At 54.4% G+C, this 14,542-nt stretch carries 16 protein-coding genes; 12 read left to right on the forward strand and 4 right to left on the reverse strand.

Going from position 1 to position 14,542, the window contains the following annotated elements:
* The first annotated feature begins 80 nt into the window (after positions 1-80).
* The 7 genes from prmA to P9J64_13180 all read left to right on the forward strand — a co-directional run bounded on the left by prmA (position 81) and on the right by P9J64_13180 (position 8,432).
* On the forward strand, positions 81-998 hold the full coding sequence (gene prmA, locus P9J64_13150; GenBank protein ID MDG5469269.1) for a 50S ribosomal protein L11 methyltransferase: 918 nt from the start codon (positions 81-83) through the stop codon (positions 996-998).
* Entirely contained in the window at positions 995-1,777 is a 783-nt protein-coding gene (locus P9J64_13155) for a 16S rRNA (uracil(1498)-N(3))-methyltransferase (protein ID MDG5469270.1), read from the forward strand. The genes prmA and P9J64_13155 overlap by 4 nt, the downstream gene beginning before the upstream one ends.
* The gene (locus P9J64_13160) at positions 1,774-2,169 is read left to right on the forward strand and encodes a hypothetical protein (GenBank protein ID MDG5469271.1); all 396 of its coding nucleotides are present in this window, start codon (positions 1,774-1,776) and stop codon (positions 2,167-2,169) included. Before P9J64_13155 ends, P9J64_13160 begins: the two co-directional genes overlap by 4 nt.
* Before the next feature lie 149 nt (positions 2,170-2,318).
* Entirely contained in the window at positions 2,319-2,963 is a 645-nt protein-coding gene (locus P9J64_13165) for a TetR/AcrR family transcriptional regulator (GenBank protein MDG5469272.1), read from the forward strand.
* On the forward strand, positions 2,956-4,020 hold the full coding sequence (locus P9J64_13170; protein MDG5469273.1) for an efflux RND transporter periplasmic adaptor subunit: 1,065 nt from the start codon (positions 2,956-2,958) through the stop codon (positions 4,018-4,020). The genes P9J64_13165 and P9J64_13170 overlap by 8 nt, the downstream gene beginning before the upstream one ends.
* A gap of 6 nt (positions 4,021-4,026) precedes the next feature.
* Positions 4,027-7,161 (forward strand): efflux RND transporter permease subunit, encoded by a 3,135-nt coding sequence (locus P9J64_13175; protein ID MDG5469274.1) that lies wholly within the window; start codon positions 4,027-4,029, stop codon positions 7,159-7,161.
* Positions 7,158-8,432 (forward strand): TolC family protein, encoded by a 1,275-nt coding sequence (locus P9J64_13180; protein ID MDG5469275.1) that lies wholly within the window; start codon positions 7,158-7,160, stop codon positions 8,430-8,432. Before P9J64_13175 ends, P9J64_13180 begins: the two co-directional genes overlap by 4 nt.
* 140 nt (positions 8,433-8,572) lie before the next feature.
* Here the strand turns inward: P9J64_13180 and P9J64_13185 are convergent, their stop codons facing one another.
* From P9J64_13185 to P9J64_13195, 3 genes are all read right to left on the reverse strand, one after another.
* On the reverse strand, positions 8,573-9,196 hold the full coding sequence (locus P9J64_13185) for a hydroxyacylglutathione hydrolase family protein (GenBank protein MDG5469276.1): 624 nt from the start codon (positions 9,194-9,196) through the stop codon (positions 8,573-8,575).
* Entirely contained in the window at positions 9,172-9,408 is a 237-nt protein-coding gene (locus tag P9J64_13190) for a hypothetical protein (protein ID MDG5469277.1), read from the reverse strand. Before P9J64_13190 ends, P9J64_13185 begins: the two co-directional genes overlap by 25 nt.
* Positions 9,409-9,621: 213 nt before the next feature.
* Complete coding sequence (locus P9J64_13195; GenBank protein ID MDG5469278.1) at positions 9,622-10,017, reverse strand: tautomerase; 396 nt, start codon at positions 10,015-10,017, stop codon at positions 9,622-9,624.
* 130 nt (positions 10,018-10,147) lie between these two features.
* Here P9J64_13195 and dapF point away from each other — a divergent pair, with 130 nt between their 5' ends.
* The 5 genes from dapF (at position 10,148) to yjgA (ending at position 13,624) form a co-directional block, all read left to right on the forward strand.
* Positions 10,148-10,987 (forward strand): diaminopimelate epimerase, encoded by an 840-nt coding sequence (gene dapF, locus P9J64_13200; protein MDG5469279.1) that lies wholly within the window; start codon positions 10,148-10,150, stop codon positions 10,985-10,987.
* Between the two features lie 183 nt (positions 10,988-11,170).
* Positions 11,171-11,809 carry a pyrimidine 5'-nucleotidase gene (locus tag P9J64_13205; protein ID MDG5469280.1) on the forward strand — a complete coding sequence of 213 codons (639 nt, stop codon included), beginning with the start codon at positions 11,171-11,173 and terminating at the stop codon, positions 11,807-11,809.
* Complete coding sequence (locus P9J64_13210) at positions 11,806-12,660, forward strand: deoxyribonuclease IV (GenBank protein MDG5469281.1); 855 nt, start codon at positions 11,806-11,808, stop codon at positions 12,658-12,660. Before P9J64_13205 ends, P9J64_13210 begins: the two co-directional genes overlap by 4 nt.
* On the forward strand, positions 12,657-13,106 hold the full coding sequence (gene dtd, locus P9J64_13215) for a D-aminoacyl-tRNA deacylase (GenBank protein ID MDG5469282.1): 450 nt from the start codon (positions 12,657-12,659) through the stop codon (positions 13,104-13,106). The genes P9J64_13210 and dtd overlap by 4 nt, the downstream gene beginning before the upstream one ends.
* The gene (gene yjgA / locus P9J64_13220) at positions 13,106-13,624 is read left to right on the forward strand and encodes a ribosome biogenesis factor YjgA (GenBank protein ID MDG5469283.1); all 519 of its coding nucleotides are present in this window, start codon (positions 13,106-13,108) and stop codon (positions 13,622-13,624) included. Before dtd ends, yjgA begins: the two co-directional genes overlap by 1 nt.
* Positions 13,625-13,879: 255 nt before the next feature.
* On the opposite strand, the gene fsa is transcribed toward yjgA, so the two are convergent.
* On the reverse strand, positions 13,880-14,530 hold the full coding sequence (gene fsa, locus P9J64_13225) for a fructose-6-phosphate aldolase (GenBank protein ID MDG5469284.1): 651 nt from the start codon (positions 14,528-14,530) through the stop codon (positions 13,880-13,882).
* Positions 14,531-14,542: the final 12 nt, after the last annotated feature.

The raw sequence follows: 14,542 nt of genomic DNA on the forward strand, positions 1-14,542 counted from the left end.
GTGCTATTATTTCAGAGCTCTCACTCGCAGGTCAAGAAATTCTATTGCAATACCCCATAAACTCCGTTAAACAACATCTCATGACAAACAAATGGCTGGAAATATCCCTCACCGTACCGGACCAGTCGGTCGATATGGTCTCTCAAATCTTGCTGGATCTTGGCTGTACCGGAATCACGGCTGCGGAAAAATTACTCGACACGTTTGTCGTGCCCTCACCAGAGACGCTCGCCAACGACCCGGTCCTCAAGGCTTACTTCAACTACCCTGAAAACGTCGAACTCCTCTGCGAAACCATACAGCGGGAGCTAAGCTCATTGGCCGGCATCTATCCCGATCTCGCAGAACTCCAAATGGAGCACCGGGAACTTGCAGACCACGACTGGGCAAGCGACTGGCAGCAGCACTTTCCACCCTTTAAAGTCGGTGATCGCCTCGTCATTCATCCCTCCTGGGTTGACTGGCCCAAAACGGGCAACGAGGTCGTCCTCACACTCGACCCCGGGCAAGCTTTTGGCACCGGCACACATGCCACTACCGGACTCTGCCTGGAAGCCCTCGCCGAGCACTTTGCAAGTAGACAGCCGCCACTAAAAATACTCGACGTTGGTACAGGTTCAGGAATCCTGGCCATGGCGGGTGCCGCACTCGGTGCCAAAGACGTGCTTGCCTGCGACATAGACAGCGATGCCTGCCGGGTTGCCGCAGAGAATGTGCAACAGAATCAACTCGACTCTTTTGTAACCATTACCGAGCAAAGACTGGATCAGATTTCCGGTCAATACGAGCTGGTCCTGGCAAACATTCTGGCCGGAGAAAATATACGACTGGCAAACCAGCTTGTTCAGCGACTGGCCCCACAGGGCCGTCTGGTGCTCTCCGGAATTCTGATTGAACAGGAGCAGCAGGTGATCGACGGCTTTAGCCCCTTTAACTTAAAACAGCTCTCAATAAGCCATCGTGACGAGTGGACCTGTATCGTCTATCAACGATTATGAGTGACCCTGTCCGATTTTTCGTCCCCGCAGAAAGCCTGCAAAGCGCCCAGATCGTTATCAGCGGGGAAGCCTATCATCACTTGCGCAAGGTCTTGCGTCTTAGAGCGGGCGCGATCGTCTTGCTGCTAGACGGCTGCGGTCACTGCTGCGAAGTCCAGATCGAACAGTTGCAAGCCGAACATGCAACCACCAGACTCATTCGTCAATGGCGTGAAACTCAGGAGAGCCTGAGAATCACTCTTCTGCAGGCGCTGCCAAAGGGTGACAAATTTGACCTGGTCCTGCAAAAAGGGACAGAACTTGGTGTACACACCTTCCAGGCCGTAGAGACAGAGCATGCCGTCCCGAACCTGACCGCTGCCCGGTTGAAGAAACGAGAACAGCGCTGGCAACGCATCGCCAGTGAAGCGGCGCGCCAGAGCCGCAGAACTTTTTTACCGGAAGTAAAACCCTTACAGAATTTATCAGAAGTTCTGGAAGCATCGAGCAGTGATCTCAAGCTGGTGCTCTGGGAAGCCGGGGCGATGCCACTGGCAGAAGCGCTCCCCTTAACGCCACCTGCAGGTGTCAGCCTGCTGATAGGTCCGGAAGGTGGTTTTTCCAGCGCAGAGATCAACAAGATAACGGCTGCAGGCTACCAACCGGTCCATCTGGGACCAAGAATTTTGCGGGCCGAAACTGCAGGCTTGGCAGCAACCCCTATTTTGCAGTATCTTTATGGCGACTGGCAGAAAGCTCCTGCCGGAAGCAACTTAAATCAGCACAAGGAGAACCCATGAAGTGTCCAAAATGCGGATACCATAGCTTTGACCATCTGGACAGTTGCAAAAAGTGTAATAACGACCTGGTCGAGCACAAGGCCAAATTCAACTTACGCGGCTTCTTTTCTCCCGGGCAAGCGGCAGTGACAGCCCCTGAGCCAATCATTGACGAGGCCGATGAAGAGCTAGAGGAAGCCTCTGATGATGCAGTCGACTTCGGCTTCGACTTTCTCGAAGAAGAAGACCAGGCAGGTGGAGCAACAGAAGACATTCCCCTCGGTGAAGATGATCAGGACATCAATATCGATCAACCTTTCGGTGCCGACAGTGAGACCCTTCCGGCAGACACCCTTGATTTTGATGACGATGATGACGACAAGCCAGGCAAAGGCCCTGAGTTCGCATTTTAATCAAAGCAGCAGGTCGCTTTAATAGACACAGAAACGCCTCGACTATGCCTTTGCATAGTCGAGGCGTTTCTGTTCCAGGCGCCAGCGCAAAGAGACCTTTTAATTCTCTGCTTGACAGATATTTAAACAACGTTTAAAACATCGATTAAATGAGAGATTGCAATAGACAAAACAAAGACACCAGGGCCCTGCTGCTCAGGCACGCGGAAGAACTCTTTCTCGCTCACGGCTTCGAAGGCGTCAGTATTCGTCAGATCACCGAGGCTTCGGGCGCCAATGTCGCTGCGGTTAACTATCATTTTAGCGGCAAGACCAATCTCTACCGCGAGGTTCTGGCGCAGCGCCTGGAGGGTATCACGCTCGAAAAGCTAGCTCTTTTAAAAGACCTTTACGAGCAACAACCAGCAGCAACCATTGAACAAATCCTGCACAGCTACATCAATAGTTATTTCGACGCACACTTCTCATCACCGGACAGCGACCGCCTTTTGCAGATTATCTACCGGGAGATGGCTCCCGACGCAATTGCAGGCGACCTGGTTGCAGAACGACTGGTGATTCCGATCAACCGAGCCTTCCAGAAGATTATCAAAAAAACCTGCTCCGAACTCAGTGATGATCACATTTCCTACTGCATCAGCAGTATCACCGGGCAGGTCCTGCACTTTATCCGGGCACGCGAAGTTTTAAAAGGCATCAGAACTCCGGAGCAGAACCAGACCTTTATCGAAGACACCGTTCAACACATCACACAATTTTCCCTGCGCGGAATCGGGAGTCAAGACCATGCGTAAAACCATCTGCATTATTCTGACAGGCTTGAGCCTGACGTTAACGGGCAGTCTCACGGCTGCCGAGGAGCAGAAGAAGCCTGCTGGCCCACCACCCATGCTGGTAACCACAACAGCAATCGTCAGTGGCACGTCGAAACCGACTGCACCTTTTGTCGGCACTCTCTATTTCGCACGCACGGCCGAGGTGGCTTCTGAAGTCGACGGCATCGTCCGCCAAGTTTATGTCGATGATGGCCAATCGGTTAAAATCGGTGCTCGCCTGGTTCACCTCGATGACGACCTGCTGGCGACAGAGATTGCGGGGACCAAGGCTGTTTACGAGCAGAACCAGATTGAATTGGCACAAGCACAAAGAGATTACGAAAGAATTTCCGTTCTGCATCAACAGGAGTCCATCGCCACCTCTGAGTATGAAGCCTATGGGACCAAGGCCAATCGGCTGCAGAAACAATCAGCAGTCCTTAAAACGCGCTTGGACCGGGGCCTTCTAGAGCAAAAGAAGAAAACCGTGCGCGCCCCCTTCGACGGCATCATCATCGAAAAGCTGGTAGAGGCCGGCGAATGGGTCGAAGCCGGGGGGGTCGTCGCCACCCTTGCCGACAATCACAACCTTGAAGTGCGCGTTGACGTCCCGGCCGACATCATCCCCAACCTGATTTCCGATCAGGATGTCATGATCAACATCGCTGAGAAGACGTTGCCCGGCCACTTCACAAGTATCATCCCGCGCGGCGACATCTCCACGCGGACCTTTACTGCAAAATTCAAGCTCAAGGGTAACGCTACTCTTGTTGAAGGCATGCAAGCGCGGATCGACCTCCCCGTTGCGGTCGCCAGTGAAAGTCTGCTGGTGCCAAGGGATGCGGTCATCAAAAATCGCGGCGAAGATGTCGTTTTCATCTTCAACAACGGTGAAGCTCAAATGGTGGCGGTTGAAATCGCCGGTCACTCAGGAGCCCTGGTTGGCATCATCAGCGACGAGATACAAGAGAACCAGAGCGTCATCGTCAAAGGCAACGAACGTATTCGCGACGGCCAGTCCGTACGCACGGAGTAGCTCTATATGGACCTGATCAAAGTCTCCATCCAGCGGCCGGTTACGATTCTGTCCATCATCATCATGTTGGTCATGTTCGGCTTGATCAGCCTGCAACGCATCCCCTACCAGCTCAGCCCCTCAGTGGTTGAACCGGAGATCACTGTCACCACGACCTGGCGAGGCGCGACACCCTACGAAATCGAACGTGAGATCATCGAGGAGCAGGAGAACACCCTCAAGGGCTTACCTAACCTGGTAGAGATGGAGAGTACCTCCCGCAACAACCAGGGCTCGATCACGCTGAAATTCAAGGTCGGCACCAACGCCGATGACGTCTTGCTGCGGGTCTCCAACAAGCTCAATGAAGTCCCCTCCTACCCCTCTGCGGTCGACAAACCGGTCGTGACTGCATCAGGAGCCTCCGCCTCACCAGTGGTCTGGGTCATCTTCAAAACCCGCGGAGACAATCCGCGCCCGATCGAAACCTATCTGACTTACTTCGAAAATGACATTCGCCAGCACCTGGAACGAGTCCGCGGCGTCTCCGACCTTTTTGTCGGTGGCGGCACCGAGGCAGAAATGCACGTGGAAGTCAGTGCGGAACGCCTTGCTGCCTACCAGCTGACCACCTCGAGCCTGATTGCGGCCTTGCAAACCGAGAACATCAACGTTTCTGCGGGCACTATGAGTGTCGGCCGCCGCAACTTTCGCATACGCACCACGGCCGAATTCAAAACAGCCGAAGACATCAGCAAGGTCGTCCTGAAATCAACCGGGCAGCAACGCATCACCGTGGGAGATGTCGCCAAGGTTCGCAAGGGCTTTGCCAAGCAGGAAGCCATCGTTCTGCAAAATGGCGACAACGGCATAGCTCTCGGTGCGCGCCCCGAAGCCGGCGTCAACATCCTGGAGATGACAGACCAGCTTGAAGAAACGGTCAACTGGCTCAATGAGGAGAAGTTGCATGGCAAGGACCTGCACCTGGAGTGGGTCTACGATCAGCGCTTTTATATCCGCAGCGCCATCTCCCTGATCAAGCAGAACATCATGTTCGGTGGCCTGCTGGCCGCAGCGGTGCTGCTGACCTTTCTGCGTTCAGTGAGGGCCACCCTGGTGGTCGGTCTGTCGATTCCGATCAGTATTATCGGCACATTTATCCTGCTCGACATGATGGGGCGAAACCTAAACGTGGTCAGTATGGCCGGCATCGCATTCGCTGTCGGCATGCTGGTAGATAATGCGATTGTGGTTATTGAGAACATCGACCGCCATCGCAAGATGGGCAAAGATGCTTTTTCCGCATCGCTAGATGGCACCAAAGAGGTTTGGGGGGCGGTGTTCGCCTCAACCTTAACAACCCTGGCGGTGTTTCTTCCGGTCGTCTTCATTCAGGAAGAAGCGGGGCAACTTTTCCGTGACATCGCCATCGCTGTTGTTGCCGCTGTCTCCTTAAGTCTTCTGGTCTCGGTTTCAGTCATCCCGATGTTTGCCAACAAACTGCTGTCCTCGGCCGCGAAAAAGCCACCCAAAGCGACCAAAAGCCTTGAGAATGTTGGCCATCGCCTGTCCGACGGCATGATGGCCCTGGTCCACCTGGCGACCCGCGACTGGGTCACCCGTGTGACAACCGTAGTCCTCTTGATCAGCCTGGCCGTTGGCTCGGTCGTATTGCTGATGCCGAAGAAAGAATACCTGCCCCAGGGTAATCGCAATTTTGTCTTAAGTATTCTGGTACCGCCTCCCGGTCTGTCCATCGAGGAACGTACAGAAATCGGCAGGACCTTTTTCGAACTTGCCGGCCCGCACATCGAACAACAGAAGGATGGATTACCGGCCATCAAGAACATGTTCTATGTCGGCCGTGAAGGCTTCATGATCGTTGGTGCCATCGCTGAAGAATGGGATCGGGCGCGTGAACTGCTGCCGCTTTTCAACCGTATGATCTATTCGATCCCCGGCATGTATGGCGTCAGCCTGCAACCCGGCGTTTTCCAGAGCAATATCGGTCGGGGTCGCAGTGTTGAAGTGGATGTCAGCGGCGACGACCTAGACCAGATAGTCGCGGCCGCCGGAGCTATTTTCGGCAAACTTCGCCAAAACATCCCGGGCGCCCAGGTGCGACCGGTTCCCTCGATCGAGTTGACATACCCGGAGGTTCGTTTTGTTCCGGATCGCGACCGTCTCAAAGCCAACGGCCTGTCCGCAAGAGACTTCGGTCAGGCTCTTGACGTCTTGATGGACGGCGCCGAGATTGGGGACTTTAAAGCCGAAGGGGAAAAGAAGATCGACCTGGTGGTCAAAACTGCCGAAAGCGACATTGTCACTCCGGAACAACTCTACAGGGCACCGCTTGCCACACCCCAGGGCAAGATCGTCCAGGTCTCCAGCCTGGCGCAAATGGAACAGGTCACCGGCATGGACCAGATCCGCCACCTTGAGCGCAAGCGCACCGTTACGCTGCAGGTCACGCCGCCGGCTGAGATGCCTTTGCAGGAAGCTATGGAGTTGATCCAAAATGACATCCTGCCGCCCCTGAGCAGTGCCGGATTGATTGATGGGCTCGACGTCCGTCTCGGCGGCGCCGCCGATAAACTTCTGGAAACCGCCAAGGTGCTGCAATGGAACTTTATCCTCGCTGCCATGATCGCCTACCTGCTTATGGCTTCGATGTTCGGTAACTTCATCTACCCTCTGATCATCATGCTCACCGTACCGCTCGCCAGTGCCGGTGGTTTTATCGGCCTGAGTCTGTTGAATGTCTACCTGTCCATCTCCGGGCTGCCGGGGCAGTCGATGGATATCCTCACCATGCTCGGTTTCGTCATCCTGGTCGGCGTCGTCGTCAACAACGCCATCCTGATCGTTCACCAGGCACTGAACAACTTTCATCACAACGACATGGACTATCGCGAGGCGGTGCTCGAATCGACTCGCAGCCGCCTCCGCCCGATCTACATGAGCGCTACCACCAGTATCTGTGGCATGCTGCCATTGGTTCTGGTTCCCGGAGCCGGCGCAGAAATGTACCAGGGCCTCGGCAGCGTCCTGCTTGGCGGCCTGGCCGTTTCAACCATCTTCACTGTTTTTGTGATCCCGGCCATCTTGATCTTTGTGATCCGCATGGAGAAACGCAAGCCTGGCAAGGAGAGCGCATCATGAGAATCCTGCTTATCATCGGGCTGGCAGTGCTGAGCTTAAACCCGAATTCGGTACAAGCACTCACCATTGACCAGGCTGTCAACGATGCCCTGCAGCATAATCCGCAAATACAACAATTTTTCGAACTCGAGAATGCAGCAGCCTCTCGCTCCGACCAGGCCGAAGCGCCCTTCTGGCCTAGGATTGACGCAAACTACAGCTACTGGAGGGGAGATCGTGATCCGTCCTTAGACAGCCAGGAGCTTAGCCAGGCCGAAACCAGCGCCAGCTACAATCTGTTTAATGGCGGCAGCGACTGGTTCAGTTTACAGGAGGCCAAACACCTGGCCTCGGCAGCAAACTACAAATACCAGAGCATCGTTGCGGACGTCATTCTGGAGGTCAAAAAGGCCTATATCGGGGTTCTTCGCACCGAGCGTACGGTAGACACAGAAAGCAAGAGCGTTGAGTTGCTCGCAAAACAGCGCAAAGAAACCCAGTTACGACTGGATCAGGGCTTGCTTGCACGCAATGATCTGTTACGCGTCGATGTGGAGATGGCCACGGCACAACAAACCCTGGAGATAGCCAAGGGCCGCTTCGAAATTGCCCGCAAAACCCTGGCGAGGACTCTGGGCCGCCCCCTCGACGACAAGGAGACCCTTTCAGACCTCACCATGGAGCCGGCAGAACCGGAGCCTGAAGAAGAACTGAGCCATGAGATGTTCGCCAGGCGCAGCGAGTTGAAATTCCTGTATAGCCTACTGGATGCTCAGAAGGCCGGCAAGAAAGCAGCACGAGGGGACCTTCTTCCAGAAGTCGACCTGGTCTTAAGCTACGACAGGTTCGGCGATCATGGCCTGCCACAAACCAGCGACGCTGATTACGACAGCGAATCAAAGGCTATCCTGCAAGCATCCTGGACACTTTTCAGCGGCTTTGACACCCGCCACGAACTGGTCGGACGTGAACACGAGATCCGCGCCCGGCAAAAAGAGGTCAAAGCAACTGAAGATGAGTTGACCCTTCAACTGCAGACGGCCCTCGAAGCCTTCCGCGTCTCCGAAAGAAACCTGGCCACAGCTGAAACAGCAGAGCTTCAGGCCGAAGAGAACTACCGTGTCAACGACAACCGCTATAAGGCAAATATCGCAACCACTGTCGACCTGCTGGATGCCCAGGAGTTTCTGACTCGAGCCCGCAACGAACGGGTCAAAGCGCTTTACGACCTGCATCTCTCGGCGGTCGTCATCGAGCGTGTTCTTGAGCGTGGGCCAACGCTTTCAGAATAACGGGACGAGGAATGTGGAACGAGATGCACGAAAGTCAAAAACTTCGACTCAACAAATAAAGCGAGGGCAGACTGAATGTCTGCCCTCGCTTTGCTTCTAAGCTTTCCGCGATCCCCGTACCAGGTTCCGCGTCCCTGCTTTCAGCCCATCCTGAGTTTAATAAAACTCTCCAGGTCCGGGCATTTCATATACTCGTTGTGCTCGCGCTCAAAGCCAATCGTCGATTGCGGCTTTGGCCCGTAGTCATGCCCGGGAAAAACCTTCGTTTCAGGAGGGTAGGCGGCCAAACGCAACAAACTGCGGTACATGGCCTCCGGATCGCTTCCAGGGAAATCGGCTCGTCCGCAGCGTGTCACAAAAAGAGTATCTCCAGTAATCAGTGCCCCGGCCGGATTAAAAACCAACCCGCCGGGCGTATGTCCGGGAGTATGGAGGACATCAATCATGAGAGTACCTATCTGGATCTGGCTGCCTTCGCCTAAGGCAATCTCCGCTGCCGGCACATCAATCGGGTTAGCCGCCAGCTTCGCACCCGTGACCTTAAGGACCTCGCCATTACCGGCGATGTGGTCACCATGACCGTGAGTATTAGCCAATACTTCCAACACCAAACCACGCTCCCGAACAACACTGAGCAGGCTCTGCGGCGAGATTCCAGGGTCAACACCGAGCGCCTTGCCACTTTGCGGACAGACGACCAGGTAAGAAAAGTTATCGGCACCGGCGACCGGTATCTGGATTATTTCAGACTGTCCTTCAGCCATTCTTCCCCCAGGTACGGCTTGTTGCCAAGCCTGCAGATTTCACCATCAATAATTTTAAAAAGGTCACCGGTTTTTTTGACGTGCCACTCATCGCCCTCTTCCGGAGGGAGTGGAAATTCGCGCGTGCCAAGATAAACATCTTCATTATCAAGCATGGCCCACCAGTCGAGTGCTCCGGTTTGCCAGATGCGGGTTTTCAGGTTGAACGCCATTGATGGATCTCCTTAATTGAGCTGTTTGAGTTAATGAGCAGTCCATTTGATCGGACAGCTTGTATCCATTATGACGTTGTGTCGATTTTGTGGCAAGGGCTGTATGTCAGAGAGTCTCCAACAGCTCTTCACGTGTATCTTTGTGCCCCCATAGTTATCCAGGCTTCGGGCGGCCTTCTTCTGCCGGGCGCAACCGGCAGACAGGAATAAGTCCTAATCATTCAGCGGATCCTCCCCCGTCTGCCACGAAGGCAACACTCGATCACTCAGCTGAAAATCAGGCCCATCATGTTCGGTATAAACAATATAGATATGCTCTTTCGGCACCCCCCAGCGCACGCCTATTTCATCCATAATTGCCAGGGCCAGGCGACGCTTCTGGTCGGCCGTCCGGCCCATGCGTATATCCGCATTGAGAAAAGCGATCTGACCCTCATCACCGGCACGTCCGAAGACCAGATCATCAGGTGCATAACAGCGAAAGGTGATACCAATATGATCGGTACCGGTACTCATGATCGAGGCAAAATGATCGCGTACGGCATCGGCGAAAGAGGCTTTTTCTTCTCTCTCAGGGGTAAAGTTGAGTTCAAATTGTAAATGCGGCATGGTTTCCTCCTCAAAAGTCATGTTTCAGGTAATCTTAGCAGAGAAGCAACGAACAGCAATGGATAGTTGTGGATGGAAACCTTTCCCCCTATAATGGTTTCGATACTTCACTCACAAGATGAGGACGACTATGAAATTCGTCAAAATGCACGGTGCCGGCAACGACTACGTCTACGTTGACTGCTTCAGGCAAACCATCGAAGACCCCGAAAACCTGGCGCGCGAAATCAGCGATCGAAATTTCGGCGTGGGCGGCGATGGTCTGATTCTGATTGAGCCCTCGAAAAAAGCCGACGTAAAAATGCGCATGTTCAATGCCGATGGCAGCGAAGCAGAAATGTGCGGCAATGGCATCCGTTGCGTCGCAAAGTACGCCTTTGACCACGGCCTGGTAGATCGTACCGAGATCAAGGTGGAAACCGGTGCCGGCGTCCTGCCGCTGACCATGTATCCGAATAAACACGAACACATCGACAAAGTCCGGGTCAACATGGGCCCACCACGCCTGACACGCGCTGATCTGCCGATGGTTGGAGTGGCTAACGAACAGGTCATCAACATGGAACTGGAAATCCTTGATCGCACGTTCGAAATCACCTGTGTCTCCATGGGCAATCCGCACTGCGTCATCTATGTCGATGATGTCGAGAACTTTCCCGTTAAACGTTACGGCTACGCGATTGAAAACCACGAACTCTTCCCTCAACGTATCAATGTCGAATTTGTCGAAGTCATCTCACCAAAAGAAGTTCGCCAACGCACATGGGAACGCGGCGCCGGTGAAACCCTGGCCTGCGGCACCGGCTCTTCAGCCGTCACAGTGGCCGGCGTTCTAACCGGCCGCACCAAGGGTAAGCTTCTCAATCACTTGACCGGCGGTGATCTGGAAATGGAATGGGACGGCAAAAACGAGGTCTTTATGACCGGACCTGCCGTAGAAGTTTTTAGCGGAGAATATATCCCCAGATAAGAAAGGTAACTTACCACGAAGAACACGAAGTTCACGAAGAGACCAAAGCCCGCTCTTTAAAGCTTTTAGACAAAATCATAAAGCAGTCAGCTTATAACTGGAAACACATTACAAAACTAATACTTCCAGAACTTTTATAATTCTCTTCGTGCCCTTCATGTTCTTCGTGGTTAAAAATCAACTATGGATATTCTGATATTCGATCTCGACAACACCCTCTACCCTGCCGAGAAACAACTGTTTAATCTCATCGACGTGCGCATTAACCGCTACATGACAGAGATCGTCGGCATTCCTGCGCCGGAGGTCGACGCCCTGCGTCGCGAATACTGGCGACTCTACGGCGTAACCTTGCAGGGCTTGATCCGCCACCATGCGGTTGACCCCGAGGACTACCTGCATTACGTCCACGACATCGACGTCACCTCCCGGCTCTCGCCCGACCTGGTTCTTCGAGACGTTTTGGAAAACCTGCCGCAACGCAAAGCGGTGTTCACCAACGGCTCAATCTGCCACGCCGATCGCGTGCTTTCGGCGCTGGGTATTGAAGATATGTTCGAAAAGGTCTATGACATCCGCGTTGCTGCCTACCAGCCAAAACCATTTCCTGAGCCCTACCACGCAGTCCTCGCCGAACTGGGAACAACCCCGCAGGATTGCATCATGATCGAAGACTCGCGCGACAACCTGCAAACCGCGAAAAGGATTGGTATGGGAACGATTCTGGTTGGCGAAGGAGAAACACCTGATTTCGTCGACGTTCATCTTGACAATGCCTGTCAGATTCGTACCGGCCTGAACTTCTGGGGAACAACATCATGACACGCTTGCTCGGCGCACATGTTTCCGTTGCCGGGGGCCTCGACAATGCTTTTGCACGCGGCCTGGAGAGTCACTGCACGGCCTTACAGATCTTCACCAAGAACGCCAACCGCTGGCAGGGCAAGCCGATCTCCAACGACGACGCGATCGCCTTTCAACAGGCCTGGCAGAAAAGTGGTATCGGCCCGGTCATCGCCCACGATGCGTACCTGATCAACCTGGCCTCGCCCAAACAAGATGTCTGGGAAAAATCAAAGTCGGCATTACGCGACGAACTCTTGCGGTGCGCGCAGCTTGGCATCACAGGGCTGGTCATGCATCCCGGCGCCCACCTGGGGACAGGTGTGGAAACCGGGGTGGAGAGGATTCGTGAGGCCTTTCGTGAAATCCTGCCGGAGACGCCGCCAGACGTGCGGCTGCTGTTGGAGAACACCGCCGGGCAAGGCACTTACCTCGGCGGCGACTTCGCCCACCTGGCTGCTCTGCTGGAGGGTTTTGACGAGGATCGTTTTGGCGTCTGCTTCGACACCTGCCACGCCCACACCGCCGGCTACGACCTTTCCACCAGCGAAAGCTACACCGAGGTTATGGCCGAGTTTGACCGGCTGGTTGGCCTCGAGCAGATCAAGGCTTTTCATCTGAACGACTGCCTGAAACCCTGTGGCAGTAAGGTTGACCGTCATACTCACATCGGCCAGGGCACTATCGGCCGAACAGGCTTTGCCTGCTTGATGCAGGACCAGCGCCTCGCTGCAATTCCCATGTTGCTGGAAACCCCGAAAGGTGATGACGGTGAAATGGATCGTGTTAATCTGGCACTGCTGCGAGAGCTGGCGGGAGAAAGCCTGTGAGAGTCGTCATTCAAAGGGTCAGCGAAGCATCGGTCACCGTCGACCAGAAAACGGTTGGCGCCATCGGTCAGGGGCTGATGGTGCTACTCGGTGTGGCGCAGGGAGATACGTCGAAGGAGGCCAAATCCCTCGCCGATAAAACGGCAGGACTGCGCATTTTCGAAGATGACGCCGGCAAGATGAATCGCTCCGTCGAAGAAATAGGCGGAAGCCTCCTGGTGGTCTCTCAATTCACTCTGCTCGGTGACTGCCGCAAGGGTCGTCGACCCGGCTTTACCGACGCCGCACCGCCAGAACTCGCAGACCAGCTTTACGAAGAATATGTTGCCGCCCTGCGCAGTCGGGGTGTAAATGTTGCCACTGGAGTTTTCAGGGCCGATATGCAGGTGGCTCTGGTCAATGATGGCCCAGTTACCATGCTGCTCGACAGCCGAAAGCAATTCTGATGCATAGATATGAAGAAGAGGAAGTCCGCTCCCTGGGCCGTGGCCGTAGCGCGAAAAAACGTGAGGCCAAGGCGATTGAGGAGCTCGCCCAGCGCCTGACAGAGATTACCGCCTCGGAGCTCGGCAAGCTGCCGAAGAGCCCGGAGCTGAGCACAGAGATCGAACTGGCTCGAAGCACCAAGGGGAACAGCTCTCGCAAGCGCCAGATCAAGCACCTGGCAGGGATGTTGCGCGACCACGAAGAACAACGCCTGGCGATCGAAGCCGCTCTCGATGGCCAGTCTGTCAGTCAACGTCAAGAGACTCTCGCCTTCCATCACCTGGAAGAGCTTCGAGATCGAATCTGCGCCACAGAAACTTGCGAAGCGGCTCTGACGGAAGTGCGCACCACTTACCCTCACCTTGACGCTGGCAAGTTGGCCAGGTTGGCCCGTTCGGTTCACGAGCACAGTGACAAAAAAGCAGCCCGAGAGATTTTTCGGCGGTTGCGGAAAGCGGAAGAGAGCAATGAGGTGTAAGGGCCCTCTGTTCTTATCAACGTCAGGAGAGGAACAATCTCACCGCAATTTATGGGTCCAGCCCCAACAGCTTGACTCCTTGCCCAACAAATCCTCACAAGGGGCTCTTAAGATACCCCGAAGACCGTTATGGCAAGAGGTTTGTGGGTTTTCTCAGAAAGCAGAAGGGCCGCGAATAATTCGCGGCCCTTCTGCTTTTTATGCTTTAAGGAGAGGCTGGTCTATCAACCTGTTCATGGTCAGTCCAACAGGTTTCTAGCCTTCCACATGCTTTTTCCAGTCATCCAGAAATTTATCCAGGCCGATATCCGTCAGGGGATGTTTAGCCAGCTGTTGCATGACACTGAAAGGAATGGTGCAAATGTCGGCACCCATCAGACCGGCATCCAGGACGTGCTGCGGGCTGCGAATCGAAGCAACGATGATCTCGGTGCTGTAGCCGTAGTTGTCAAAAATAGTACGGATTTGATCGACACTTTCCATGCCTACGTGGCCGATATCGTCCAGGCGGCCGACGAAAGGAGAAACGTAGGTGGCTCCGGCTTTGGCCGCGAGCAAGGCCTGCAACGGCGAGAAGATCAGGGTCAGGTTGGTTTTGTAGCCCTTTTTACTCAAGGCCTTGGTCGCTTTGAGACCTTCCTCGGTGATCGGCAGCTTGATGACGATCTTGTCCTTGTCGAGCTTGGCCAGTTCCTCTGCTTCGCTGATCATGCCGGCGGCGTCAGTGGCAACAACTTCAGCAGAAATCGGTCCATCGACCAGGGCGATTATCTCTTTGAGTACTTCGTGAAAGTCGCGACCACTTTTGGCGATCAGGGATGGATTGGTGGTGACTCCGTCGACCAGTCCCAGCTCATTGGCGGTGGCGATTTCTTTAACATCCGCTGTATCGATAAAAAATTTCATCTCTCTTGCTCC

Source organism: Deltaproteobacteria bacterium IMCC39524 (assembly GCA_029667085.1).
GTDB lineage: Bacteria > Desulfobacterota > Desulfuromonadia > Desulfuromonadales > BM103 > M0040.